Origin of the sequence: Lactococcus sp. AK05 (assembly GCF_041026685.1) — a bacterium.
Taxonomy (GTDB): Bacteria; Bacillota; Bacilli; order Lactobacillales; family Streptococcaceae; genus Lactococcus; species Lactococcus lactis.
This window is the reverse complement of sequence record NZ_JBFTEI010000002.1, coordinates 1-23,736: the sequence shown is the minus strand read 5'-3', so window position 1 is coordinate 23,736 and position 23,736 is coordinate 1. Positions and strand designations below refer to the sequence as shown.

At 34.1% G+C, this 23,736-nt stretch carries 27 protein-coding genes; 21 read left to right on the top strand and 6 right to left on the bottom strand.

The window, feature by feature from the left end:
• Nucleotides 1-18: 18 nt before the first annotated feature.
• From AB6B24_RS04630 to AB6B24_RS04615, 4 genes are all read left to right on the top strand, one after another.
• Nucleotides 19-1,089: a hypothetical protein gene (locus AB6B24_RS04630; RefSeq protein ID WP_369164243.1), complete on the top strand. Its 1,071-nt coding sequence runs from the start codon at nucleotides 19-21 to the stop codon at nucleotides 1,087-1,089.
• The gene (locus AB6B24_RS04625; protein WP_369164241.1) at nucleotides 1,052-1,390 is read left to right on the top strand and encodes a hypothetical protein; all 339 of its coding nucleotides are present in this window, start codon (nucleotides 1,052-1,054) and stop codon (nucleotides 1,388-1,390) included. Before AB6B24_RS04630 ends, AB6B24_RS04625 begins: the two co-directional genes overlap by 38 nt.
• Complete coding sequence (locus AB6B24_RS04620) at nucleotides 1,383-2,042, top strand: restriction endonuclease (protein WP_369164239.1); 660 nt, start codon at nucleotides 1,383-1,385, stop codon at nucleotides 2,040-2,042. Before AB6B24_RS04625 ends, AB6B24_RS04620 begins: the two co-directional genes overlap by 8 nt.
• Before the next feature lie 497 nt (nucleotides 2,043-2,539).
• Nucleotides 2,540-2,977: a PASTA domain-containing protein gene (locus AB6B24_RS04615; RefSeq protein ID WP_369164238.1), complete on the top strand. Its 438-nt coding sequence runs from the start codon at nucleotides 2,540-2,542 to the stop codon at nucleotides 2,975-2,977.
• 331 nt (nucleotides 2,978-3,308) lie between these two features.
• On the opposite strand, the gene AB6B24_RS04610 is transcribed toward AB6B24_RS04615, so the two are convergent.
• Nucleotides 3,309-3,806 carry a GNAT family N-acetyltransferase gene (locus tag AB6B24_RS04610; RefSeq protein ID WP_311804052.1) on the bottom strand — a complete coding sequence of 166 codons (498 nt, stop codon included), beginning with the start codon at nucleotides 3,804-3,806 and terminating at the stop codon, nucleotides 3,309-3,311.
• A 147-nt stretch (nucleotides 3,807-3,953) separates the two neighbouring features.
• Between AB6B24_RS04610 and AB6B24_RS04605 the strand changes: the two genes are divergently transcribed.
• The 9 genes from AB6B24_RS04605 to AB6B24_RS04565 all read left to right on the top strand — a co-directional run bounded on the left by AB6B24_RS04605 (nucleotide 3,954) and on the right by AB6B24_RS04565 (nucleotide 10,632).
• Nucleotides 3,954-4,463, top strand: a complete 510-nt coding sequence (locus tag AB6B24_RS04605) for a methylated-DNA--[protein]-cysteine S-methyltransferase (RefSeq protein WP_311804053.1) — start codon at nucleotides 3,954-3,956, stop codon at nucleotides 4,461-4,463.
• A gap of 13 nt (nucleotides 4,464-4,476) precedes the next feature.
• The gene (locus tag AB6B24_RS04600; protein WP_311804054.1) at nucleotides 4,477-5,028 is read left to right on the top strand and encodes a bifunctional transcriptional activator/DNA repair enzyme AdaA; all 552 of its coding nucleotides are present in this window, start codon (nucleotides 4,477-4,479) and stop codon (nucleotides 5,026-5,028) included.
• 11 nt (nucleotides 5,029-5,039) lie between these two features.
• Entirely contained in the window at nucleotides 5,040-5,849 is an 810-nt protein-coding gene (locus tag AB6B24_RS04595) for an arylamine N-acetyltransferase (protein WP_311804056.1), read from the top strand.
• 112 nt (nucleotides 5,850-5,961) lie between these two features.
• Complete coding sequence (locus tag AB6B24_RS04590; RefSeq protein WP_047205703.1) at nucleotides 5,962-6,771, top strand: ABC transporter ATP-binding protein; 810 nt, start codon at nucleotides 5,962-5,964, stop codon at nucleotides 6,769-6,771.
• Entirely contained in the window at nucleotides 6,768-7,493 is a 726-nt protein-coding gene (locus tag AB6B24_RS04585) for an ABC transporter permease (protein ID WP_023163807.1), read from the top strand. The genes AB6B24_RS04590 and AB6B24_RS04585 overlap by 4 nt, the downstream gene beginning before the upstream one ends.
• A 62-nt stretch (nucleotides 7,494-7,555) precedes the next feature.
• Nucleotides 7,556-8,014, top strand: a complete 459-nt coding sequence (locus AB6B24_RS04580; RefSeq protein ID WP_029344892.1) for a LytTR family DNA-binding domain-containing protein — start codon at nucleotides 7,556-7,558, stop codon at nucleotides 8,012-8,014.
• Entirely contained in the window at nucleotides 8,011-8,388 is a 378-nt protein-coding gene (locus tag AB6B24_RS04575) for a DUF3021 family protein (protein ID WP_038599340.1), read from the top strand. The genes AB6B24_RS04580 and AB6B24_RS04575 overlap by 4 nt, the downstream gene beginning before the upstream one ends.
• Before the next feature lie 113 nt (nucleotides 8,389-8,501).
• Nucleotides 8,502-9,647: a cysteine desulfurase family protein gene (locus tag AB6B24_RS04570; protein ID WP_311802027.1), complete on the top strand. Its 1,146-nt coding sequence runs from the start codon at nucleotides 8,502-8,504 to the stop codon at nucleotides 9,645-9,647.
• Between the two features lie 106 nt (nucleotides 9,648-9,753).
• Nucleotides 9,754-10,632 carry an NlpC/P60 family protein gene (locus AB6B24_RS04565; RefSeq protein WP_311804057.1) on the top strand — a complete coding sequence of 293 codons (879 nt, stop codon included), beginning with the start codon at nucleotides 9,754-9,756 and terminating at the stop codon, nucleotides 10,630-10,632.
• Nucleotides 10,633-10,689: 57 nt separating this feature from the next.
• Here AB6B24_RS04565 and AB6B24_RS04560 read toward each other — a convergent pair whose 3' ends face one another.
• Nucleotides 10,690-12,339 (bottom strand): peptide ABC transporter substrate-binding protein, encoded by a 1,650-nt coding sequence (locus AB6B24_RS04560; RefSeq protein WP_311804058.1) that lies wholly within the window; start codon nucleotides 12,337-12,339, stop codon nucleotides 10,690-10,692.
• A 211-nt stretch (nucleotides 12,340-12,550) separates the two neighbouring features.
• The gene (gene cysK / locus AB6B24_RS04555; protein WP_003131750.1) at nucleotides 12,551-13,483 is read right to left on the bottom strand and encodes a cysteine synthase A; all 933 of its coding nucleotides are present in this window, start codon (nucleotides 13,481-13,483) and stop codon (nucleotides 12,551-12,553) included.
• Nucleotides 13,484-13,700: 217 nt separating this feature from the next.
• Here cysK and AB6B24_RS04550 point away from each other — a divergent pair, with 217 nt between their 5' ends.
• Nucleotides 13,701-14,792, top strand: a complete 1,092-nt coding sequence (locus AB6B24_RS04550) for a LysM peptidoglycan-binding domain-containing protein (protein WP_311804059.1) — start codon at nucleotides 13,701-13,703, stop codon at nucleotides 14,790-14,792.
• Between the two features lie 38 nt (nucleotides 14,793-14,830).
• Here the strand turns inward: AB6B24_RS04550 and AB6B24_RS04545 are convergent, their stop codons facing one another.
• The 3 genes from AB6B24_RS04545 to recU all read right to left on the bottom strand — a co-directional run bounded on the left by AB6B24_RS04545 (nucleotide 14,831) and on the right by recU (nucleotide 18,185).
• Nucleotides 14,831-15,463, bottom strand: a complete 633-nt coding sequence (locus tag AB6B24_RS04545; protein ID WP_021464851.1) for an MBL fold metallo-hydrolase — start codon at nucleotides 15,461-15,463, stop codon at nucleotides 14,831-14,833.
• Nucleotides 15,464-17,476 (bottom strand): transglycosylase domain-containing protein, encoded by a 2,013-nt coding sequence (locus AB6B24_RS04540; RefSeq protein ID WP_311804065.1) that lies wholly within the window; start codon nucleotides 17,474-17,476, stop codon nucleotides 15,464-15,466.
• A gap of 67 nt (nucleotides 17,477-17,543) precedes the next feature.
• On the bottom strand, nucleotides 17,544-18,185 hold the full coding sequence (recU, locus tag AB6B24_RS04535; protein WP_311804060.1) for a Holliday junction resolvase RecU: 642 nt from the start codon (nucleotides 18,183-18,185) through the stop codon (nucleotides 17,544-17,546).
• An 80-nt stretch (nucleotides 18,186-18,265) separates the two neighbouring features.
• Here recU and AB6B24_RS04530 point away from each other — a divergent pair, with 80 nt between their 5' ends.
• From AB6B24_RS04530 to tig, 7 genes are all read left to right on the top strand, one after another.
• Nucleotides 18,266-18,790: a DUF1273 domain-containing protein gene (locus tag AB6B24_RS04530; protein ID WP_010905434.1), complete on the top strand. Its 525-nt coding sequence runs from the start codon at nucleotides 18,266-18,268 to the stop codon at nucleotides 18,788-18,790.
• Nucleotides 18,791-18,948: 158 nt separating this feature from the next.
• On the top strand, nucleotides 18,949-19,335 hold the full coding sequence (gene spx, locus AB6B24_RS04525; protein ID WP_010905435.1) for a transcriptional regulator Spx: 387 nt from the start codon (nucleotides 18,949-18,951) through the stop codon (nucleotides 19,333-19,335).
• Nucleotides 19,336-19,426: 91 nt separating this feature from the next.
• On the top strand, nucleotides 19,427-19,708 hold the full coding sequence (locus AB6B24_RS04520; protein ID WP_003131743.1) for a UPF0223 family protein: 282 nt from the start codon (nucleotides 19,427-19,429) through the stop codon (nucleotides 19,706-19,708).
• Nucleotides 19,674-20,453 carry an inositol monophosphatase family protein gene (locus AB6B24_RS04515; RefSeq protein WP_311804061.1) on the top strand — a complete coding sequence of 260 codons (780 nt, stop codon included), beginning with the start codon at nucleotides 19,674-19,676 and terminating at the stop codon, nucleotides 20,451-20,453. Before AB6B24_RS04520 ends, AB6B24_RS04515 begins: the two co-directional genes overlap by 35 nt.
• A gap of 93 nt (nucleotides 20,454-20,546) precedes the next feature.
• The gene (gene murA, locus AB6B24_RS04510) at nucleotides 20,547-21,827 is read left to right on the top strand and encodes a UDP-N-acetylglucosamine 1-carboxyvinyltransferase (protein WP_311802248.1); all 1,281 of its coding nucleotides are present in this window, start codon (nucleotides 20,547-20,549) and stop codon (nucleotides 21,825-21,827) included.
• Nucleotides 21,827-22,018, top strand: coding sequence for a DNA-directed RNA polymerase subunit beta (locus AB6B24_RS04505; RefSeq protein WP_003131739.1), 192 nt, complete (start codon nucleotides 21,827-21,829; stop codon nucleotides 22,016-22,018). Before murA ends, AB6B24_RS04505 begins: the two co-directional genes overlap by 1 nt.
• Nucleotides 22,019-22,174: 156 nt before the next feature.
• Complete coding sequence (gene tig, locus AB6B24_RS04500; RefSeq protein ID WP_311804062.1) at nucleotides 22,175-23,458, top strand: trigger factor; 1,284 nt, start codon at nucleotides 22,175-22,177, stop codon at nucleotides 23,456-23,458.
• The last annotated feature ends 278 nt before the right edge of the window (nucleotides 23,459-23,736 follow it).

Sequence of the window (23,736 nt, the reverse complement as noted above, 5' to 3'; positions counted from 1 at the left end):
AAAGTATGTGTACATTGGATGAAAAAAGAATACGTTTTAGGTGAAATTGATGTTATGCCCAAAGGGGTAAAAAACTACTATCTTAAAATTATAAAAAGGCTTTTGAAAGATGATAAATTTCAATCAATAAAAGAAGATGTAGAAACTATAATTCAAGAAAGTAGTCAACAAGGAAATATTGATATGCTCTTGAAAAAAATTATAGACACTCATGAAGATTTTTATTTAGAATCTAAAAAAATATTTATACTTGAAAAAAATTTTAAATACGGTGCTCTGTTTCAACTGGAGGATGAAAGAGCAATACAAGAAATTTTAAAATCAATTCAAGAAAAAAATGAAGATAATACAGAAGTTATAGAAGCAGAAAATATCGTGGTCTATACTTCATTTTTAGATGGAATGAGATCAATTGGGATAGGAAATAATACTCTAGAATATTTTAAAACAACGTATTCAACTGTAGTAAAATTTTGGGAAATTGAAAATGGAGAAAAATTTGTTGAAGTAGATGTTGAGAATGTTGGGGTCCCTTTTAGACAGGGAATGACCGATTTCTTTACCAACCAGATTGATGAAATTATTCGTAAATTCCAAAGCAATTATCTTATTTCGTTGACACCAATTGATTTTTCAGAGGTAGTATATAATATTAAAGACATACACGAAGAAGATATGCCTCAAACATCAGCTCAAAAAATGATAATGCCATCGGGAGCTGAAGCAACATTGGATTCTAATAAAACAGAAGAGATTATCTTACCTATACTAGGTGATTTAAAACAATTGATTGATGAAAATAGCGATTTATTCGAGAATTCTCCTCAAATCACGCAAATCCTTAATGAATTCATACAAGACACTGAACAAATGTCTTATTTCCCATGGGTAACACTGATGTGGGATAATATAATAAAGACGAAAAGGGTTACTGTAAAGTTTGTTTTGGAGCATACTAGAGACTATACTTTGTTAAATTACTATACCCATAGAAATGGAAGGCAGGGAATGAATGATGTCGTTAAATCCATGCTTAAAGAATACAGCACTATTGGAAATCACACAGCTGAAGAAGCTACCCCAGCATGACGTTGAAAATTTTCTACAAAAGTTAGATAATATCAAAAATGGTAAATTATATGTATCTGCTGTTCAACGCTTGTTAAAACTAAGAGAACAAGACTCACTGGATGTGATTGAGAAACTTATTGAACTAAATATTGTTGGAATGCGTTACCAGATTAAAATAGATGATACCCTTTATCCTGAGGAATATAAACAATTAAAAGATATTCCTAGTTCTGTATATAATGATGAATTATATGAAGATTTAATAATAGATAAGGAAAAAAATGTATTTGTATTTTTTAGAGTAAATAATTATGAGTGATGATATAATAGGGCTTGTTAGCTTGTTACAAAGTAAAGCAAGCTTAGTAAAAAAAGAGTTTATATATACAAAAGAGCAGTCCAACGATATAAATAGTCTTATAGCAAAGATAAGACAAGGAAATTTTGAGAATATGAAGCAGGCTGGTGATGCCTTAGAGGATCTAACAAACATAATTTTCAATTTACACGGTCTTTATAATACTAAGAGGAATTTAAAAACAAACACCAATGAAATAGATTTATTTTTAAGATTGACCGATGTTGGTTTTCTTATGAAGGAAAATACTGATTACTATTTAGAGGAAGATTTTTTGGTAGAGTGTAAGAATTACACAAAACCTGTGGGAGTCACCTATATTGGGAAATTTGCTAGTCTTATGAGAGTGTCCCAGCTAGATCAGGGGATATTTATTTCAAAAAATGGGTTAACTGGTGGTTCTGAACGCAAAAGAGACTCAAAAGGATTGATAAAAAAGATAGCATTAAAAGATGGAGCCTTTATACTTGATTTTAGTTTATCAGATTTTGAAAATTTGGAGGGTAAATCTTTGCAAGAAATCTTGTTTGCCAAACGAGAATCTTTAAGATTAGATGTAGATTTTGAAGATTTGATTGAGCATCACGAATTAGAACCTGAAATTTCGAATTGAAGTATCTCGCCCTCCGGGGCGTTTTTCTTTACAACGGAAACAGTAAATTGTATAATAATTCTATCCTTTTACATAAGGTTATAAATAACTCCGAGAACATCGTTTTGACTAAGTGACGGTGTTTTTTATTTGAAAACGAATGCAAAAAGTAGTAGAATAAATTCATCTTACCTATATAAGATGACGTCTGCCCTTAAATAGGGCTTTTTGTTCTAGTTAAGCAACTGAATCTATAATACAATTACCAATGATAAATTTTTTCATAAATTTACTCCTAAGCGCCTTACTCCATAGGCGCTTTTTTATGTTGACAACCTGAGAATAATATCGTACAATGTAATTGCTTACAAAACATTACAAATCTTCAAAAATTGTTTTGAAGATTTTGCTTGGGCGAGTTACGGTTGGCTCGTCCTGCCTGCCACAAGCCATTCTTCGGAGTGGCTTTTTTATTTGTTTTATATGATATAATGAAATAAATTAAAGGAGAAATATTTATGAAAAAACTTGCGTATTCGTTATTGCTAGGTGTATGCTTGCTGTCTCTTGTTGGATGTTCTAATTCAGATAAAAAAAATGAAACTAGAAAATCTGAAAATACAGCAAAATCCATTTTGAAAGATTCCAAAACAGATTTAAAAAAACAGTTAGCTGCGACGCCTAAAGCAGATCTCAATCAAAAAATAGATCCAAAAATTGTTCCAAATTTTGTTGGAATGACGATGGACCAAGCTAATACACTTAAAGATAGCATGAAAGATGCCTCGTTTGTAATTTCAATGTCAGACTCAGTGTATAGAGCAGACTTACCGGAAGGTACAATCTTAGCTCAATCAGTTGAGCCAGGAACAGAAGGTGGAGGAAAGTGGGTTGCATATATCGCTTCTACTCAAAATCAAAATATAGCAACTGATGTGGATAAAGCAAAGTTTTGAATATATAAGTCCAGCAAAAATTCTGGTTTTTTACTTTCTGAATCACCAGTTCGGTCGCTGGTTCGAGTCCAGCAAGAACCATAAAATAAAAGGGGCATAAAAGGGGCATAAGTCTTAAACTTCTATATGAATCTGGTGCTTTTTCAAAAATGTTCTAAATCTATTAAGGCTTATGTATCAATGTTTTAGGATACTTTATGAAAATCAAATATATTTATATCAGAAAGACGCAGTTAAATAATTATAGCTATTAAGCATTAAACACCGTAATTTTACGGTGTTTTTTTTTGTCTGTCATTAAAATAAAAAACATATCCCGGGATATGCTTTTTTAGATTTCCTTTGTAAAAAAAGATTCAGTGATAATTTCCCCTAAATTTTCTTGCTTAACAATTCCTGTGTCAGAAAAACCAAGTTTCTTGTAAAAGTGAATGGCATTTTCATTGCTACTTAGTACCCACAGACCAACTTTTGGATAATTCTTTGTTGAAAGTTTTTCTAAGGCGAATTCAAGCATTTTTCGACCTATTTTATGTTTTTTATAGGAGTCAAGTAAGTATATTCCATGAATTTCACCAAAGTTTTCTTCAAAAGAATTATTCCGAAGAGGACCCCAACCGCAAAAACCAATAATTTTGCCTTCAACAATGGCAACCACTGTATTTGAACAAAGATTATTTTTAAAAATATTAATGCTTGATTCAAGCGTTCTGTTTTTTAAGAAAGTTTCTGGGAGAAGTTCAGTGTATGTTTCTAACCAGGCTTTATAGTGAACAAAAGCAATTTGCTCATAATCATCTGGGAGTGCTTTTCTTAGTATTACTTTCATTGTCAGACCCTTAATCTTTTTTTTATATTATATCATTTATCAAGAATGATATTCAAAAAAATGAAAAAGCCAAATAGTGATGTTTTCTGCCTTATTTTTTTGTTATACTATTGAATATAAAAAAGTCGGAACGAAGAGGAGGGGAAAATGTTAGCTAAAAAAAACTATCAGTCACCTTTAGGAGAAATAACGCTTTTAAGTGATGAAACTTATTTATTAGGAGTGTGGTTTAAAGAGCAAAAATACTTTGCGGCCAATTATGATTTAAATCAGGCAAAAGAGGATAAGAGTCTTCCAATTATTAATGCTATAGAATGGTTGGACGCTTATTTTAAAGGAGAAAACCCTGATTTTAAAAAAATAAAATTGAAACCAGAAGTAACGGAATTTAGAAAAAAAGTACTCAAAATATTAAGTGATGTCCCCTATGGTAGTCTAATTACTTATAAAGAAATATCAAATCTTCTTCAGGTTAATGAAGAGAAAAAAAGAAATATGTCACAGGCGGTTGGTGGAGCAGTTGGACATAATCCACTTTCAATCATTATCCCTTGTCACCGAGTTGTGGGGACTGATGGTTCCTTGACAGGATACGCTGGTGGACTAGAGAAGAAAAAAACTCTTTTGACACTTGAGCAAGCACATTTAAAAAAATAATTGGAGTTTTCATTTGGAAATTACTGACGAAACTTGGGAAATCATTAAAAATAATGATAAAAACTTTGATAATAAATTATGGTATGGCGTAGCAACGACTAAAATATTTTGTCGACCTTCCTGCGTCTCTAGACTCCCAAAAAGAGAGAATGTAAGTGTTTTTCAAGCAGGCGAGCAAGCCTTAGAAGAAGGTTATCGTCCTTGCAAAAGATGTCGACCAATGGATAAAATTGTACCAAATGAGGTTTGGGTAGAAGAGATTGATTTACTTTTAAAAAATCATTATGATGAGGACTTGAGTCTTGAGGAGCTTGGACAAAGACTTCATGGTTCTTCGTCTTATCTTCGCCATATTTATAAAAAAATAAAAGGGTTAACTCCACAGCAAGAACTAACAAGAATAAGACTTGAGCAAGCAAGAATACGATTGCTTAAAGGAAATGAAGCAATCTCTGAAATTGCGCGTGCCGTTGGAATGATGAATACTCCTTATTTTATAAAATCTTTTAAAAAGCACTATGGACTTGCTCCCAATCAATACCGTAAAGAACATAAGAAAATGTAGAGGATAAATTAATGATAGAAGAAAATTTTGTTCTGACAGAAGAGCAAGTAAAAAGGTATTTGGAAAGATTGCATATGTCTTATCCAATTGAACCCACTATAGAAAATTTACATGCCTTACAATTTAATCATTTAAAATATATTCCCTATGAAAACTTAAATATTTTATTTGGACAAGCAATTTCATTGAATGGTCAAGATTTATATGAAAAAATTATTGTAAGAAAACATGGAGGCTTTTGTTTTGAAACGAATGCACTTTATCAGTGGTTACTAAAAGCTCTTGGCTATAAAGTGAGTTCTTATCACACTCGATTAATTGGTTTACCTAAAGAAGAACAATTAAATCGACATAGGATTATTCGGGTAGATTTTGGGGATTCTGCTTATATTACAGACGTTGGAATCAGAATTGCTCTTTCTCGCAAAGCCCTTCTTCTTGAAGAAAATACAATTCAAAATGATGGTTATTCTGATTTTAGATATCTGGCAGCACCTTCTCAAGGCTGGATAATGCAGTATAAGCGGAATAATCATGAATGGGAAGATGTATTTGCCTTTCATGAGAAAGTAGAGTTTGAAAAAGATTTAATCATGGCAGCATTCTATTGTGAAAAACATCCAGATTCACCTTTTAGACAAGAACCACAGTTATCTATATTTACTGACAGTGGACAAATTACCATTGCTAACGACCTTTTAGTCATCAGCGAAAATTCCAGAATCATCAAGAAGCAAAAAATCTCTGACAGAGATTTTGAATATTATTGTAATGACTATTTCAACCTTAATTTAAGTGATTTTAAAAAAGTTGAAAGATAAATAAAGTGGAAAAGATAGGAGAAAAAAACTCTTATTTTTTTATCCCTAAAATTGCCTAATTTATCCCAGACTTTTGGTCAGTACTTTTGATAGATTGAGTTAAAATAGCAATATGAAAATAAAAAATATAAAAAAATCCTATGGTAACAATCAAGTGCTAAATGATATCAATTTTGAATTAAAAGCTGGCGATAAGGTTGCTTTATTAGGTAATAACGGTGCGGGAAAATCAACATTAATGAATATTATTAATGGAAATGTCAAGGCTTCTTCAGGAAAAATTGAATATGGCAAAATGAAACCGACTTCCAATAATACTGGTTATATCATGCAAAATATGACCTTACCTCCTGATGCTTTAGTCAGTGAAGTTTTAGCTTTGTTTTCAAATGATGAACAATCTAAAGAATATGGTTTAAAACTGGTCAAAGAATTTAAAATGGAATCCTATTTAAAGCAAAGATTTTCAAATTTATCTGGTGGTCAAAAACAAAAACTCTTTTTAGTATCTGCACTACAAAATAGTCCTGAATATTTCTTTTTGGATGAAATTACAACGGGTCTTGACAGTGAGAGCAGAGGAGAGCTTTTTAAATTTTTATCTTCAAATTTGAAAGTGAAAAATTCAACTTTACTTTTGGTAACCCATTATTTAGAAGAAGCATTGCAATTATGCGACCGATTTATCATTCTTAAAGATGGAAAAATTATTGCAGATTTACAAAAATCAGATTTAATTCAAGAAGAATTTTCTTTTGTTGAATTTTTAGTAGAAGTTCCAGAATTTGAAGCCTATAAACTAAAAGAAAAACAGTACAAATTACCAAAGGAATTGGCTGAACAAGCCATCATTGAATTCAATAAAGAACTTGTTTTATATCAAAAGACTTACCGTATCAACTTGGAGGAACTATTATCATGAAATTTCTAAAATATTTTACATTTGAACTACGTTTACGCTATCGGAATCCTTCACAAATTTTCTTTGTATTTATCTTTCCCTTATTTTTAATGTTTGCTTTTTCATCAAGTTTTGGAAAAAGCATACCACATTATATTGAAAATAATATTGCATCAATATTATTATACAGTGTTCTATCAGCTAGTTTGACTTCACTGTCAGTACAAATTGCTGATTATCAGTCTGGAAAAATTTATCAATTATTTGTCCAAAGAGGAATAAAAAAATTATTTTATATTATTGCACAAATTGTTAGTTTTATGATTATTATCTTTTGCTCAACGCTTGTTATTCTAGTAGTTGCTCATTATGCTTATGATTATGAGTTTCCTAAGTTGAGTTTATTAATTCTTTTTTATCTAAAACTTTATTTATATTCAATTCCATTTTGTTTATTAGCAATGATTATTGGACTTCTTGCTAAAAATACGGCAACAGCAAGTGCGATTGCTATGCCTCTGATGTTTCTTTCCTTCTTCTTTTCAGGAATGATGATTCCGTTAGCACAACTTTCAGGAGGAATTCGTAAGATTGCTGACAATTTTTTCCTCACTCAGCTACTTTCTGATTTAAACCATACATTAACTTCCAACTATACAGTCGTTCCAAATTGGTCAAGAATATCTTTAAGTGTCGGATTGATTTGTCTCTTAGCCCTATTAGTTTATCGAAGAAAGGCCTAAATACTTTAGCTTTTGTCAGTTAAATAATTGTTTAAGTGAGTATTTATTTATATAATGAAAAAGTGAAATTAAAAAAACAAATTGACCCTAATATAGAAGAAGCGGAAATTGTCATTGTTGCTCGAAGGCAAGAAGAATTTTCGGCTATTGTAAAAGAATATCATTTAGAAGATTTGTCTTCTATAGATAACGAAAAACTCTATTTGGCAACAAATAAAGGTTTTGAGATTGTTAATATCAGAGAGATTTTATATTTAAAATCAGAAAAAAATTATCTAGATTTCCATATGACGGATGGAGTGATAAGAGTAAGATCTCCTCTCTATTTTTATGAGAAAAAATTGGCTTTGAATTTTATTAAAATATCAAGAAATACTCTGGTTAATTTTGAACAAATAAGGCGCTTGGAAACAGACTTTGTTTACGGAGTATTGCTTTATATCGGAGATGAAAAGTTGCCTGTCAGTCGTAGATACTTGGCAAATATCAACAAGAAGTTAGAAGAAGGAGCTAAAAAATGAAATATGTAATTTCGGGACTCAAAGGTGCCTTCATTGCTATAGTATGTGGAGTCTTGCTTACTTTGTATTTTGGTGGAGAAATTGATTTTGAATCAATGACTCTAATTCTTGTTTATGGTTTTGTTCAGGGGGCCATGTCTAAATTGATAGATGAATATGTCACAATTGCCTTGCTTGAATTTATTAGTCAAGTTTTAGCGAGTTATTTGCTGGCCTGGGTTTACTTATTAGTTAATGCTTGGATTCTCGACAGTTCGTGGCAACATCATATTTGGAGTTTTACTATTACTTGGTTGCTCATTTTTATTTTGGTATATCTTTATTCAATCGTCAGAAATCGGCGAATTGTCAAAAGATTTAATAGACAGAAATAGCGAATGTCAAAAGTTTTTTATGGTAATTTAATCATCATTCTTATATTTTAGTCAAACTTTTCGGTATTTTTTGTGTTAAAATAAGATTGATTTTTAAATATTAAGGATAAAAAATGATATATTTTGATAATTCTGCTACAACAGCAGTTAATCCAATGGTTTTACGAACTTATACAGATGTTGCAACAAAAATTATGGGAAATCCGTCAAGTCTACATGGTTTGGGGACAACAGCGACGAGATTATTAGAGGCTTCTAGACGACAAATTGCTGAACTGTTGGGAGTCGATTCACGAGAAATATTTTTTACAAGTGGAGGGACTGAAGGAGATAATTGGATTTTAAAAGGTGTCGCTTTTGAAAAGCGTCCTTATGGTAATCACATCATTGTTTCTAATGTAGAGCATCCAGCTGTAAAAAATACAGCAGAATGGTTAAAAACGCAAGGTTTTGAAGTTGATTTTGCACCTGTTGATGGGGATGGTTTTGTTATTGTTTCTGAGCTTGAAAAATTGATTAGAGATGAAACGATTTTAGTTTCAATCATGGCAGTCAATAATGAGGTCGGAACCATTCAACCGATTGGCGAAATTTCTGACCTACTTGCTGATAAGCCAACAATTTCTTTTCATGTAGATGCAGTACAGGCCATTGGTAAAATTCCATTAGAGGCTTGGTTGACAGAGCGGGTAGATTTCGCGGTTTTATCTGCTCATAAATTTCATGGGCCACGTGGTGTGGGAATTGTTGTTGCAAAAAAAGGGAAAAGATTGACTCCACTTTTACATGGGGGAGGTCAAGAGCATAATTGGCGTTCGACTACAGAAAATTTAGCTGGAATTGCTGCGACTTCTAAAGCCCTTCGTTTAGCTTTAGATGATGATGACTTTAAACGTCAAAAAGTACGAGCAATGAAGCAGGTGATTTTAGAAGAGTTAGAAAAGCATCGAAAAGTTCATGTTTTTAGTAAAGTGGAGAATTTTGCTCCTAACATTTTGACCTTTGGGATTCGTGGGGTTAGAGGTGAGGTCGTTGTTCACGCTTTTGAACAACATGAAATCTATATTTCGACAACCTCAGCTTGTTCTTCAAAGAAAAATGCGGCGGCTGGAACTTTAGTTGCGATGAATGTCCCTTCAAAATTAGCAACAAGTGCGGTCAGAATATCTCTTGATTCAACGAATAATATGGCTGAAGTTGAACAATTTTTGACTGTTTTTCGACAAATTTATCAAGAATTAGAAAAAGTAAGTGGTTAAATATTTTATAAAAGTGATTTGAAGATAATTTCAAATCACTTTTCTTACCCAAATCTTAAATTGTTCTTATTAAGTTATCATTAAACTTGAAGTGGTATAACTAGATATGGAAAAAAGAACAAGAGATTATAAAAAAAATGGCTCTAAAAAAATGAGTAAACAAGGGAAAGTACTTATTCTAGCTTTATTAGCATTTCTAATTTTCTTTGTTGGCTTTAAAATATATCATAGTAAAGATGTTCAGGCTTCAACAATTAAATTGGTTAATAAATCAAATGAGACTTATGCTTACTCTGGGTCAAAAAAATTAACTGGTCTTCAAAAAATTAATGGGAATAATTATTATTTTGATTCAACAACAGGTGTGATGAAGACAGGTTTGATGACTTTGGATGGTGGAACGGTTTATTTCAGTCCACAAACGGGAAAAATGGTTTATGGATTACAAAAAAATAATGGTTATTATTACTATTTCACAAAAAAGACGGGTAAAGATGATGTGGTTAAAGCTTATGAAGCGGTGGCCAGCCAATTGAAATCTGATAATTCAGTGATTGAAAAAACAATTTCATCAGGAATGAAACTGGTTGGAAAAAGTCCATATGTTTATGGTGGAGGGCGCACTGATGCTTCGGTAGCTGCCAATGAATTTGATTGTTCGAGTTTTATTGCTCAAATGTTCCGGTTGGGCGGGCAATCTTTGGTTTATCAATTTGCGGCTTCAACCTCTTTGCTAGCTCAAACTGGCGAGGCTGAAGATTGGTCAGATAAGGCGCGTGGTGATTTATTAATTACAGCTGACGATGCAAGTGAGGATGAGCAACATGCGGCTATCTATCTTGGCGGAGGATTTATTCTACATGACTCAACAAGTACTGATGGAGTGAGCATTAGTCGTTTAAATCAGGTCATCAATAAGAAAGTTTTAGGGACAATGACTTGGGGACAACTTTTTGAGCCAGGACATGTTCGTCGTGAAGTTTAAAATTTACTGACAGAATAAAAAAATTTACTGACAAAAATCTGTCAGTAAATTTTTTTATTATTTAGTGATTTCAGCATGACGTAAATCAAAAATCATGGCTGAGTTATAAGTTGAAATTCCTTTAAGTTTTGGATTTAATAATAAAGAAACAGATTCAGTGGCTAAGGGATTGACATTAGCGGCCTCATATAGTGCATTCTCAGCATCTTTATAATGAGCATAACGTTTATCAGCTGACAGAACGTCAGGAGCTGTAGTCGCTGCTTGATAGGCTTTATCAAAGTTAGGGTTTTTGACTAATCCATGATTCATTGTACTTCCTGATACAAAATTCATCAAGAAATCAGAGGGTTCATTGTAATCTGCACCCCAACTTGTCAGTAGAATTTGGAAATTATTATTTTGAGCATCTTTTTGACGTTGAGCTGAAGAAACGAGTTTCTCATTAATGGTTAAACCTGGTAAATCTTTTTCGAGATTGCCTTTAAGATAGTCAACCGCTGCCTTGGCAAAGGAATTGTCATTTGCTCCTTCAAGTTCAAGAGTAATTGATGTTTTTCCTAATTCTTTTAAACCTTCATTAAAAAGTTCAGCGGCTTTTTTGGCATCATATTTATAAGGTTGGGCAGCGTAAGTTGCGAAATCTTCTCCATTTGGTGCTTGATCTAATTTTTTAGGAGTCACTGTATTCGTAATTGAAAAACTTGGCGCCGCAATTTCTAACAAGTTTTTTCTATTTGTCGCTAAGTTTAAAGCTTGACGAATTTTTAAGTTTGAAAGTTCGGGAACTTTACCAGATTGATTGTATTCTAAAACATCAATTCTTGGTGAAGTTAGTGCTTTATAATCTTTATTTTTCTTATTTGCAGAAACTAATTCCGGAGTGGCCAAATTAGCGACGTCAAGTTTTCCAGATTTGAAAAGATTAACAGCGGTGTTAGGATTATTTACAATTTGATAAGTTGCTCCAGAAAGCTTAACATTTTTGGCGTCATAGAATTGATCATTTTTTACAATTGAAAAAGTTTCATTTGAACCAGTCCAATTATTTTTTCCTTTGACAAATTTGAAAGCACCATTATAAAGACTGGTGTCTGAACTTGTTCCGTATTTATTTCCCATCTTTTTAACGAAAGCTTCATTGACAGGATAATAAGCTGGAAGTGTCAGCAATTTATTGAAGTAAGGAGTAGGTGTTGCTAAAGTGATGACTAATTTCGTATCAGATTCAGCTTTAATTCCAAGAGTATCAACTGGTTTTTTACCAGTCATTATTTCGCTGGCATTAGCAACAGGTGTTAAGGCATATGCGTATTGCGAACCAGTTTTTGGGTCAACGGTTCTTTGCCAACCATAAACAAAATCAGCAGCCCTTAATTTAGCACCGTTTGACCACTTTAAACCGTCACGCAAAGTTACATTATAAGTTTTGCCATCTTTTGAAATGTCAATTGATTTTGCCAAATCGTTGACAACTTGCGCTTTGGGATTCCAACGGACAAGTCCAGCATCAACATTGAGAAGAACATCAATGGAATTGACGTCAGCAGCCATGCTAGTGTCAAGGGTTAAAATATTGCTTGCAAAGCTGTATTTGGCTTCTTGAGCGGAATCTTCAGATTTACTGACAGAATTTCCACAGGCTGTCAGTAAAAGGGCAGCAGAAAGTGAAATTACAGAGAAAGCAAAAATTTTTGATTTATTCATGAAATTGTTTTTTTCCTTATTAAAATTTTCCAAGAGCAAAGCGCTCCCAAAATAACTTTACCCTAAAATAGTGAAATATAAAAATATGTTGTTTGGATTTTAGATAAAAAATACTGACAGGAAAATCAGAAAATTTTGTCAACCTTTTTAGCTGATTTATCTTCTCAAATTTCTGTCAGTAACTTTTTTACTTTCTGTCAGTGAAAATTATTTATTTTTCAGACTCAAAATCATAAAGAGCCGTTGATAAGTAGCGTTCTCCATTATCAGGAGCAATCGCTAACACTTTTTTACCCTTACCTAATTTTTTAGCTACTTCAAGGGCAGCATAAATGGCTGCGCCCGAAGAAATTCCAACTAAAAATCCTTCTTTTCCTCCAAGATGACGAGCCGTTAAAATGGCATCATCTCCTTTGACCCGAATGATTTCATCATAAGATTTAGTGTCAAGATTCCCAGGAATAAAACCAGCAGAAATACCTTGGATTTTATGTGGACCAGCAGCCTCACCCGAGAGAATAGCAGATTCATCAGCTTCGACAACATAAGTTTTGATAGTTGGATTTGCTTTTTTGAGGGCATGCGAAACTCCTGTTATCGTTCCACCAGTCCCTGCACCTGCCACAAAGGCATCAAGTCCAGTTGGCCCAAAAGCATCAATAATTTCAGCTCCTGTTGTTTTTTCATGAATTTCAGGATTTGCGGGATTTTCAAATTGCATGGCAAGAAAATAACCTTCTGTTTCTGAGAGTTCTTTTGCCTTAGCAATTGCTGCTTTCATTCCACCACTAGCTGGTGTTAAAACTAATTGAGCCCCGTAAGCTTGAATCAATTTGCGACGTTCAAGTGAGAATGACTCTGGCATGACAATGACAACTTTGTAACCCAAAGCAGAACCAACGAAGGCGAGTCCAATTCCTGTATTTCCAGAAGTCGGTTCAACGATTGTTCCACCAGGTTTTAAACGTCCGTCGGCCTCAGCCGCCCGAATCATTGCAAGGGCAATCCGGTCTTTCACAGAACCACCAGGATTGAAAGCTTCAAGTTTGACATAGACATCAGCACTCTCTGCTGGAACATGTTGAAGTTTAACAATTGGAGTTTGTCCGATTAATTCAGTAATGTTATCATAAATTTTAGTCATTTTTTCGCTCCTTTTACTTTATTATAGCTCAAATAAAAAAATTTGCCTCCTAATATTATAATCATGGCTCTAAAAAAAATTTATGATGTGAAATTTAAAAAATAATAAAGAAAAGACTTTACAAATCGCCAGAAAATTTTTATACTAGTAAGTAACAATAAAAATACAATTGGCATATTTTAGTCAAAAAATTATCTAATATTAAAGAGGAGACTCGATGAAACAGAAACATAAATTAGCGCTTGGTGCGTCAATTGTTGCTTTGGCAAGTCTTGGTGGGATTAAAGCACAAGCTGCATCCGTTCAAGAAATTATTAACGCTGCGGTACCAGTGGCAAATGACTACGGACTTTATCCATCAGTAATGATTGCCCAAGGAATTTTAGAATCAAGTGGTGGACAAAGTGCCTTAGCAAGCAATTATAATAATATTTTTGGAGTTAAATACACTTCTGGCACACCTGTTTATCTACCAACACAAGAGTATTTGAATGGAACAATGACAAATGTTGTTGAACCCTTCCAAGCTTATAGCTCAGTTTATGACGCATGTGTTGCCCAAGCTAAAATGTTACGTGCTTCATCATATTATTCTGGGGCTTGGCGTGAAAATACAAGTTCTTACTTAGATGCGACAGCTTGGCTTGAAGGACGTTATGCCACAGATCCAACTTATGCTTCTAAATTGAATAGCGTGATTTCTGAACTTGGTTTAAGTGTTTATGACCAAGGAGGAGAAATATCAGGAGGAACTGCTGTTACAACTAGTTCATCAGCCTCAACAAATTCAGCTGGCACATACAAAGTACAAGAGGGAGATTCATTATCAGCAATCGCTGCTCAATATGGTACAACTGTTGATGCACTTGTGTCAGCAAATAGTTTAGAAAATGCGAACGATATTCATGTAGGAGAAGTTTTGCAAGTTGCTGGTGCTAGCACAACTACAACTACAACAAGTACCAATACAACTTCCAATGTATCGTCAAGTTCTACTTATACCGTCAAATCGGGAGATAGTTTATATTCGATTGCGGAACAATATGGAATGACGGTTTCATCACTGATGTCAGCCAATGGAATTTATGATGTTAATTCAATGCTTCAAGTAGGACAAGTATTGCAAGTAACTGTAAGTACTAGTGCAACAACTTCAAACACAATGACTTCAAACAGTTATACAATTCAAAATGGTGACAGCATTTATTCAATTGCCACAGCAAATGGTATGACAGCTGACCAATTAGCAGCCCTCAATGGATTTGGAATTAATGACATGATTCATCCAGGACAAACAATTAGAATTTAAATAAAAAAGTTACTGACAATAGAATCAGTAACTTTTTTTTATTGGAAAAAAGGATTATTTTGTTTTTCAGTACCAATACTTGTTTTTGGACCATGACCAGGAAAGACTTGAGTATTTTCATCAAGTGTGAAGAGCTGTTCACGAATTGATTTTAAAAGTTGCGCTTGATTTCCAGTAGGTAAATCCCAGCGTCCTATAGCATTCTTAAAAAGTGCATCTCCACTAAATACAAAAGACTCATTTTCCAATGTAAAAAGCAGACTTACTCCACCAATAGAATGTCCCGGCGTTTCGAGCACTTGAAACTTGAAAGCACCAATATCGTAAAACTGATTAATTTCATAAAAATAATCAGCTTCAGGGCCAGTCACAGCAGTTCCTAGGAAAAAGAGTGATGCATTTAATTTAGGATTTTTCATCCATTCTTTTTCATCTGAATGAAGGTAGATAGGAACATCAGGAAAATGTTTCCTTAGTTCATTCAGTCCGATAATGTGGTCGAAATGAGCGTGTGTCAGTAAAATAGCGGAGATTGTTTTGTCAGTAATTTTAAGACGTTCAAGAAGTGCTGACGAATCACTTCCAGGATCAATAATGAGATGTGAAGTAGAATTGCTCAGGAGATATGTATTCTCCTGAGCAATTTTATTAACAATTTTTTCAATTTTCATTTAGTTATCATTAGCGGAGGATTGACTTATTGTTTGACCAGAACTATCTGTCTTAACAAGAGCAGTTCCTTCTTGACTAACACCCTCAGGCATTGTCCATGTCGCAACAGATGAAGGATCAGGAGTAAGTTGAGTCATCATAGATGAGAAAACTTTGGTTGCAATCTGAGTACTTGTACCATAAATTGGCGTCATTCGATTTGAATAACCGGTCCAAACAGCCATTGAATACTGAGGAGTATAACCAACAAAGTTTTCGTCTGGAGAAACCATTGAGCCAGCAAAACCTGGAACAGAACCATATTTTTCATTAATTTGAGTCATTTCACTATCTGTATAGTTAGATGTACCAGTTTTCCCAGCAGCTGCTAAGCCAGGAACAGCTGCATAAGAACCTACAGATTGAGAAAGTGGTAAAGTTAAAACACTTTGGAGCATATTGGTCATGATATAGGCTGTTGAAGCTTGCATTGCCCGTGAACGAGCTGGTTTGTACTCAACTGTTCGACCATCAGGGAAAACAACTTTGGAAACATAATAAGGCTTGGTGTAAATTCCTCCATTTGAGAAGGCAGCATATGCAGCAGCCATTTGTTCGGAACTTGCTCCACCGTTTTTCGTGCTAGTATTACTAGAAATAGCATTAGAATATTGCATTGGATCCAAATTAATCCCTAAACCGTTAACAAATTTACTAGAATTATCTAGTCCAACATTTATTAAAGTTTTTACAGCTGGGATATTTCTTGAAAGTGCCAGAGCACTTTTGACAGTCATTGAACCAAAATAAGTATTATCCCAGTTTTTTAAAGGTGTTCCACCTGGATAAGTAGTTGGGGAATCAGAAACATAATCATTAGTTGAAGTATAAATATTGTTTTCAAAAGCTGGACCATAGTCAACAATTGGCTTCATGGTCGAACCCCAATCTCGGTCTGTTTGCACGGCTTGGTTAAAGCCAAAAGTAACATTGCTTGGTTGATTGCGACCACCAATTTGTGCAATTACAGCACCTGTTTTGACATCGGTAACAGTTGAAGCAACTTGCATTGTATCATCTGGATAAGTGATATAGTTACCAGTGTTAACAATGTTATATAAATTTTGTTGGGCTGTTGTATCAAGAGTAGTATAAATTTTAGCTCCCTCAGTCAAAATATCATCTCCAGCCAAAGTTTTAGCTTGAGCAATTGCCTGTTTGAGGAAATTATCAGCATAACTTGGAATAGTTACACTTGGTTTTAAAGTTTGAAGCCCATCATCAATTGGGGTAGCCAGAGCTTTCTTTTCTTCTTCCGGTGTAATCTTGTCATAACGACGCATTGCACGGATAACCATGTCACGGCGCCATTTAGCAGAAGTAGGATTAGTATATGGATTGTAAGTATTAGGAGCTTGAGGCATTCCTGCAAGTAGGGCAAGTTGAGCGATTGAAAGCTGAGTTAAATCTTTACCATAATAGGCTTGGGAAGCAGTTCCCATTCCATAATAACCATTTGCCATATTAACCTTATTAACATAAGCTGTAAAAATTTGCTCCTTGGTCCATTTTTGGTCTAATTTTAAGGCCATCCAAGCTTCTTGAATTTTAACACTCAAAGTTTGGTCTGATTCATCAGTTGAGAAGAATGAAAGCTTAATGAGCTGCATATCAAGTGTAGAACCACCGTTTAAAGAACCACCTTTTAAATTATTAACAAAAGCTCCAGCAATACGAATGGGGTCAATTCCACGAGTATTGAAGAAACGATGGTCTTCAATAGAAGTAACCGCATTGACCAACATTACTGGAATATTATCAGTTTTAACTAGATTTCTTTGTTCAGCTCCTAAAGTTGCCACCACTTTTTCGCTAGAGTCATAAACTTTAGAAGAAGGTTTAGATTCAAGTTTGTCCAAAGTGAGTGCAGGTGCATCCTTAGCATAATAAACGAAAACGGCGCCCCCAGCGGCTAGGGCTAGGATAATTAAAGAAAAGAAAGCAATTAAAAATAATTTTACTGCCGTCCACATTTTAGATTTGGCGGAACCGCGTTTTGTACGTTTTTTTTGTTTATTTTTCTTAGATTTAGTAGAAATTTTACTGTACCTCACAAAGTTTATTCACAATTTCTAGATAAGGAATTCTAGGAATGTGGTTCGTTTCAATTTTATAGCCATTTTCGCGAATATGAGAAAGCGGAATTGACTTTAAACCGCCTTTTTCGTAATAAAAGGTAATCAAACACGAAGATGGAAGAAGATATGTTTCATTTAGCCTTGCAAAGTGCAAGAGGACAAAAGCAATTCCCCCTTGAGCGAGAACATTATTCATGTGAACAATTTGATGCTCATGGAAATTCTTTAGAGGGAAAACAGTTTTTTGCTGTGTTTCTTTTGCTTCAAAGTCGATGTAGTGACCTTTATAGACTCCAGAATAGTCAGTGGTTGATGCTTGCCTGAAGTAGGCTTCTGTAATTTTTGCACGACTCCTTTGTGGATAATCTACTTTAACGATTTGAATTGGAGTTGGCTTTTTGTGGATAACTGCAAGTCCACGAGAAAGATAATACTCATTTGTTGCATTAATTTCAGCTTCAAAATTCATTCCCCGCTTCCCGAAGTCAACCATCCCTTTGGTTTTTGAGGTGCTTTTTTTAGTTACTGACAGCTCTGTCAGTGATTTTTTTTTCTTAGGAACAGTGCTGTAAGCTCGCGACCTTCCATTAGGATAATTAACCATTCTGTCTTCTACCTTTATAAAATTCTCAGTTAGTTATATAATGTCTATTATAACATAAATTTTACAAGGGGAAAATATTTATGAATTCACTACTAATCATGGGTTATACAAGTTTTGACCTAGGTATTTTCAATGAAAAAGACATAAAAGTATCAATAATAAAAAAAACAATCAGAAGAAAATTAATTAATTTTTTGGAGGAAGGCCTTCGTTGGATTATTTTTACAGGTAATTTGGGTTTTGAATACTGGGCGTTGGAAGTAGCAAAGGAACTTCAGACAGATTATGACTTTCAAATTGGGACAATTTTTTCTTTTGAAACACATGGCCAAAATTGGAACGAAAGTAATCAAGTTAAGTTGGCAGCTTTCAAGCAAGTAGATTTTGTGAAATATGCTTTTGAAACTTATGAAAGTCCAAGCCAATTCCGCCAGTACAATGATTTTATACTGGAAAACACCGAAGGAGCTTTTGTTTTTTACGATGAAGAAAATGAGACAAAATTAAAATATATGGTTGAAAAAATGAAACAAAACACTAATTATGAAGTTTATTTGCTTGATTTTGAAGATTTACAAGAAACTTTTGAAGAAATGAATGAGTGATTTGTAATTTTTAGAAGAAAATAATTGCTAAAAATCATAACGTTACTTTTTTTGCGATATTAATTTTGATATAATACTTAGCAGATGTAAATTAGTTTTTATCCAATGAGGAGAAAAATAAACTTACTGATAATTTTAAAAGGATGGGAAATAGGACTGTGATTGATTTATATTTGTCGCCATCATGTACCAGTTGCCGTAAAGCGCGCGCTTGGTTGCAAAGCCATAAGGTTCCCTTTGTAGAGCACAACATTTTGACACAACCGATGACAACAAACGATTTGCGTCATATCTTGACGAAAACGGAAAATGGAACAGAAGATATTATTTCGACACGGTCAAAAGTTTTTCAAAAATTGGCTGTGGATGTTGATAATTTGACTATTAATGAATTATTAGACTTGGTAACAGAATTTCCAAATCTATTAAGACGTCCAATTATTACTGACTCAAAACACCTACAAATTGGCTTTAACGAGGATGAAATTCGTGCATTTTTGCCACGTGAATATCGTCGAGCAGAAATGTTAAGTACAATAGATTAAGATTTAGGCAGCAAAATTTACTGACAACAATTCTGTCAGTAAATTTTTGCTGAATTTTATAGATTTTTTAGCCTGAACGGGCAGGAGAAACATGAAAGAAAATTATAATTATCCTCTTGATTTAAGTTGGAGTACTACTGAAATGACAGAAGTGCTCTCTTTTTTCAATCAAGTTGAAAAATTTTATGAAAGCAAAGTTGAAAAAGAAGTTTTTTTAGAATCCTATAATGCTTTCAAAAAGATTGTTCCCTCAAAAATGCAAGAAAAACAGCTTGGGCGTGATTTTGAACTAAGCAGTGGTTACTCACTTTATCATGCAGTCAAGGAGGTAAAAGCTAGTGGAAAACGATTTGTCAGTGCTGACAAGGCTTGAATTAGCTAAAGATTGGGTAAGAGATGCTGGAAATTTCTTAAAAGAAAATATAGCTGCTCCGTTGGAAATTACTGAAAAGACTCGCTATGATGACTTAGTGACAAATTTTGACAAAGAAGTCCAAGAACAAATAGTAGCCAATATTCTCCATCATTTCCCGGAAGATAAAATTTTAGCCGAAGAAGACGAAGAAAAAATAAAGTTCGATTCAGAAATTCCGCATCTCTGGGTCTTAGACCCAATTGATGGAACAACAAATTTTATTGTTCAAAAAGATAATTTTGCCGTGATGCTTGCTTATTATGAGTATGGTGTAGGTAAATTTGGTCTGATACTAGATGTCATGAAGGATAGACTTTATTGGTGTGATAGCCACAAAGCCTTTTGTAATCAAAAAGAATTGGAACTCAAAGAAAGACCTTTGGCTCAAAGTTTGCTTGGAGTGAATAGTTATATGTATAGGTCTAATAGTGGAGGCTTGTTAGATTTAAGCCAACAAACTTTAGGGGTTCGTATCATTGGTAGTGCAGGTATCAGCTATGGTCAGCTTCTGGAAGGAAAGATAATTGGTTATTTCAGTAGTCTTCAACCTTGGGATTATGCAGCTGGAAGTATTATTGCTGAAAGAATTGGCTATGTTACATTGACTATTTCGGGTGAAAGTCCCCATTTTAACTGTAGAGAGCGAGTATTCACTGCTCCCTCATACTTAGTTTCTGAAATACAAAAATACATCAAAAAATAAACAGAGTGAAATATTTCAGAAAAATGGAAGGTACTTTTGTGTTATAATCTAAAAATATAAAATAAAATTTAGAGGAAAAATAGGATTTAAATGATGGATAAAATAATTGTAAAAGGTGGGCAAACAAAACTTCAAGGTGAAGTTGAAATTGAAGGAGCGAAGAACGCCGTTCTTCCTCTTCTTGCAGCGACATTACTCGCTAGTGAGGGTGAAGTTGTACTTACTAATGTCCCTATTTTAAGTGACGTTTTTATGATGAATAATTTGGTAAATCATCTTGGGACTGCGATTAGCTTTGACCAAGAAGCAAAGAAAATTATTGCTAAATCAAATTCGGAAATAAAAACAACAGCACCATATGAGTATGTCAGCAAAATGCGTGCCTCAATCGTTGTTATGGGACCAATCTTAGCCCGCAACGGACAAGCACGCGTATCAATGCCAGGTGGATGTTCCATTGGATCTCGACCAATTGATTTACATTTACGCGGTTTTGAACAAATGGGAGCAACAATCACTCAAAATGCTGGTTATATTGAAGCTAAGGCTGATAAATTAAAAGGAGCTCATATTTATCTTGACTTTCCATCAGTAGGAGCTACTCAAAATCTTATTCTTGCTGCGACACTAGCTGACGGGACAACGACACTTGAAAATGCAGCACGTGAACCAGAAATTGTTGACTTAGCAAACCTCCTAAATAAAATGGGAGCAAATGTTAAGGGGGCCGGAACAGATACAATTATTATTAAAGGTGTTGAAAAAATGCATGGGGCAAACCATTCAGTTGTTCAAGATCGAATTGAAGCAGGAACTTTCATGGTTGCGGCCGCAATGACACAAGGTGATGTTTTAATCAAAGATGCGATTGCTGAACATAACCGTCCATTGATTTCAAAACTTAGCGAAATGGGTGTTAATTTTAGGCAAGAAGAATCTGGTCTTCGAGTTGTTGGGCCTGAAAAACTAAAAGCAACAAGCGTTAAGACTTTACCGCACCCAGGATTTCCTACAGATATGCAATCACAAATGACAGCTGCTCAAGCCGTTGCCGTGGGAGAATCAGTGATGGTAGAGACAGTATTTGAAAATCGTTTCCAACATTTGGAAGAAATGCGTCGTATGGGTTTGGAAGTTGATATTACTAGAAATACAGCCCTTATTCAAGGAAATTCAAATTTACAAGGTGCTGCGGTAAAATCAACAGATTTACGGGCAAGTGCTGCATTGATTCTTTTGGGATTGGTTGCCAAAGGGCAAACAACTGTTAGAAGATTAAGTCATTTAGACCGAGGCTACTATAAATTCCATGAAAAATTAAAAGCTCTGGGAGCTGATATTATTCGTGTAGAAGACGAAGACGGAGAAGGCTAATGTTTAAGAAAACCATAAAATTTTTAGGACTAAGACTCTCTATTATTATTTTTGTTATAGTTCTACTAGTTCTTGCCGCCGTTTTAGGACTTATGGTTGGTTATGGTTTTCTAGGTGGAGGAAATCCTTCCAACGTTTTCAACCATAATTTATGGAAAGAAGTTATGGATAAACTTAGTCCTGCAAAATAATAAAAGACTTGATTCGGAAGAATCAGGCCTTTTATTTTGTTAAAAAATTACGATTTATAAGTCAAAAAAGCTAGTCTTTCTTGAAATATAGCGGATTTTATGCTATTCTTGAAAGGTATGAATTTCTGAGCTCAGGCTCAAAATAAGGAGAAAAAAATGACTGTAAGTTTTGAAAAAACTAGTGATACTAAAGGTACACTCTCATTTTCAATTGACCAAGAAACAATTAAAACTGGGCTTGACAAAGCCTTTAATAAAGTAAAAGCTAACATTAGCGTTCCTGGTTTCCGTAAAGGTAAAATCAGCCGTCAAATGTTTAATAAAATGTACGGTGAAGAAGCACTTTTTGAAGAAGCTTTAAACGCTGTTCTTCCAACTGCTTATGATGCAGCTGTAAAAGAAGCTGCTATCGAACCAGTTGCACAACCAAAAATTGATGTTGCAAAAATGGAAAAAGGCTCTGACTGGGAATTGACTGCAGAAGTTGTTGTAAAACCAACAGTTTCACTTGGTGACTACAAAGACCTTACAGTTGAAGTAGAAGCAACAAAAGAAGTTTCTGACGAAGAAGTTGAAACACGCTTGACTAACTCTCAAAACAATTTAGCTGAACTTGTAGTAAAAGAAACTGCTGCTGAAAATGGTGATACCGTTGTTATTGACTTCGTTGGTTCAGTTGATGGTGTTGAATTTGAAGGTGGAAAAGGTTCTAACCATAGCCTCGAACTTGGTTCAGGTCAATTCATTCCAGGATTTGAAGAACAACTTGTTGGAACTAAAGCTGGTGAAACTGTAGAAGTAAAAGTTACATTCCCAGAAAACTATCAAGCTGAAGACCTTGCTGGTAAAGAAGCACTTTTTGTTACAACTGTTAATGAAGTAAAAGCAAAAGAATTGCCAGAACTTGATGATGAACTTGCTAAAGATATTGACGAAGAAGTTGAAACTTTGGATGAGCTTAAAGCTAAATTCCGTAAAGAACTTGAAGAATCAAAAGCAGAAGCTTATGATGATGCTGTAGAAACTGCTGCAATCGAAGCTGCTGTTGCTAATGCCGAAATCAAAGAAATTCCAGAAGAAATGATTCACGAAGAAGTTCATCGCGCTATGAACGAATTTCTTGGTGGAATGCAACAACAAGGAATCTCTCCAGAAATGTACTTCCAAATTACTGGAACTTCTGAAGATGATCTTCATAAACAATATGAAGCAGACGCTGACAAACGCGTGCGTACAAACTTGGTAATCGAAGCAATCGCTGCTGCTGAAAACTTTACAACTTCAGATGAAGAAGTAAAAGCAGAAATTGAAGATCTTGCTGGTCAATACAACATGCCTGTTGAACAAGTTGAAAAACTTCTTCCAGTTGATATGCTTAAACATGATATTGCAATGAAAAAAGCAGTAGAAGTTATTGCAACAACAGCAAAAGTAAAATAATTTCATATAATAATAAAAAAATAAGTGTCAGTAACTACTGGTACTTATTTTTTTATTATTAATTCGAATTTTGAGTGAGATTTAGTTCATGGATTTATCATAATAAGTGAAAAAATTGATCCAATTATGAATATCAGTTATAAAAACTGTAGACCAGAAAACATGACAACCGTGGGGTTTTCCGGATGTAAGATAAAAAAAGTCGTAAAAGAGACAGTTAATTCTTGACAAGTTTAGTTAGGTTTGATAGAATATAATAGTTGTCGCAAGAGACGAGG

Excerpts from the sequence above, each read along its gene's own strand:
- AB6B24_RS04630 (WP_369164243.1), top strand. The coding sequence starts at position 19 with ATGAAAAAAGAATACGTTTTAGGTGAAATTGATGTTATGCCCAAAGGG.
- AB6B24_RS04620 (WP_369164239.1), top strand. The coding sequence starts at position 1,383 with ATGAGTGATGATATAATAGGGCTTGTTAGCTTGTTACAAAGTAAAGCA.
- AB6B24_RS04615 (WP_369164238.1), top strand. The coding sequence starts at position 2,540 with ATGAAAAAACTTGCGTATTCGTTATTGCTAGGTGTATGCTTGCTGTCT.
- AB6B24_RS04610 (WP_311804052.1), bottom strand. The coding sequence starts at position 3,806 with ATGAAAGTAATACTAAGAAAAGCACTCCCAGATGATTATGAGCAAATT.
- AB6B24_RS04605 (WP_311804053.1), top strand. The coding sequence starts at position 3,954 with ATGTTAGCTAAAAAAAACTATCAGTCACCTTTAGGAGAAATAACGCTT.
- AB6B24_RS04595 (WP_311804056.1), top strand. The coding sequence starts at position 5,040 with ATGATAGAAGAAAATTTTGTTCTGACAGAAGAGCAAGTAAAAAGGTAT.
- AB6B24_RS04590 (WP_047205703.1), top strand. The coding sequence starts at position 5,962 with ATGAAAATAAAAAATATAAAAAAATCCTATGGTAACAATCAAGTGCTA.
- AB6B24_RS04585 (WP_023163807.1), top strand. The coding sequence starts at position 6,768 with ATGAAATTTCTAAAATATTTTACATTTGAACTACGTTTACGCTATCGG.
- AB6B24_RS04575 (WP_038599340.1), top strand. The coding sequence starts at position 8,011 with ATGAAATATGTAATTTCGGGACTCAAAGGTGCCTTCATTGCTATAGTA.
- AB6B24_RS04570 (WP_311802027.1), top strand. The coding sequence starts at position 8,502 with ATGATATATTTTGATAATTCTGCTACAACAGCAGTTAATCCAATGGTT.
- AB6B24_RS04565 (WP_311804057.1), top strand. The coding sequence starts at position 9,754 with ATGGAAAAAAGAACAAGAGATTATAAAAAAAATGGCTCTAAAAAAATG.
- AB6B24_RS04560 (WP_311804058.1), bottom strand. The coding sequence starts at position 12,339 with ATGAATAAATCAAAAATTTTTGCTTTCTCTGTAATTTCACTTTCTGCT.
- cysK (WP_003131750.1), bottom strand. The coding sequence starts at position 13,483 with ATGACTAAAATTTATGATAACATTACTGAATTAATCGGACAAACTCCA.
- AB6B24_RS04550 (WP_311804059.1), top strand. The coding sequence starts at position 13,701 with ATGAAACAGAAACATAAATTAGCGCTTGGTGCGTCAATTGTTGCTTTG.
- AB6B24_RS04545 (WP_021464851.1), bottom strand. The coding sequence starts at position 15,463 with ATGAAAATTGAAAAAATTGTTAATAAAATTGCTCAGGAGAATACATAT.
- AB6B24_RS04540 (WP_311804065.1), bottom strand. The coding sequence starts at position 17,476 with ATGTGGACGGCAGTAAAATTATTTTTAATTGCTTTCTTTTCTTTAATT.
- recU (WP_311804060.1), bottom strand. The coding sequence starts at position 18,185 with ATGGTTAATTATCCTAATGGAAGGTCGCGAGCTTACAGCACTGTTCCT.
- AB6B24_RS04530 (WP_010905434.1), top strand. The coding sequence starts at position 18,266 with ATGAATTCACTACTAATCATGGGTTATACAAGTTTTGACCTAGGTATT.
- AB6B24_RS04520 (WP_003131743.1), top strand. The coding sequence starts at position 19,427 with ATGAAAGAAAATTATAATTATCCTCTTGATTTAAGTTGGAGTACTACT.
- murA (WP_311802248.1), top strand. The coding sequence starts at position 20,547 with ATGGATAAAATAATTGTAAAAGGTGGGCAAACAAAACTTCAAGGTGAA.
- AB6B24_RS04505 (WP_003131739.1), top strand. The coding sequence starts at position 21,827 with ATGTTTAAGAAAACCATAAAATTTTTAGGACTAAGACTCTCTATTATT.
- tig (WP_311804062.1), top strand. The coding sequence starts at position 22,175 with ATGACTGTAAGTTTTGAAAAAACTAGTGATACTAAAGGTACACTCTCA.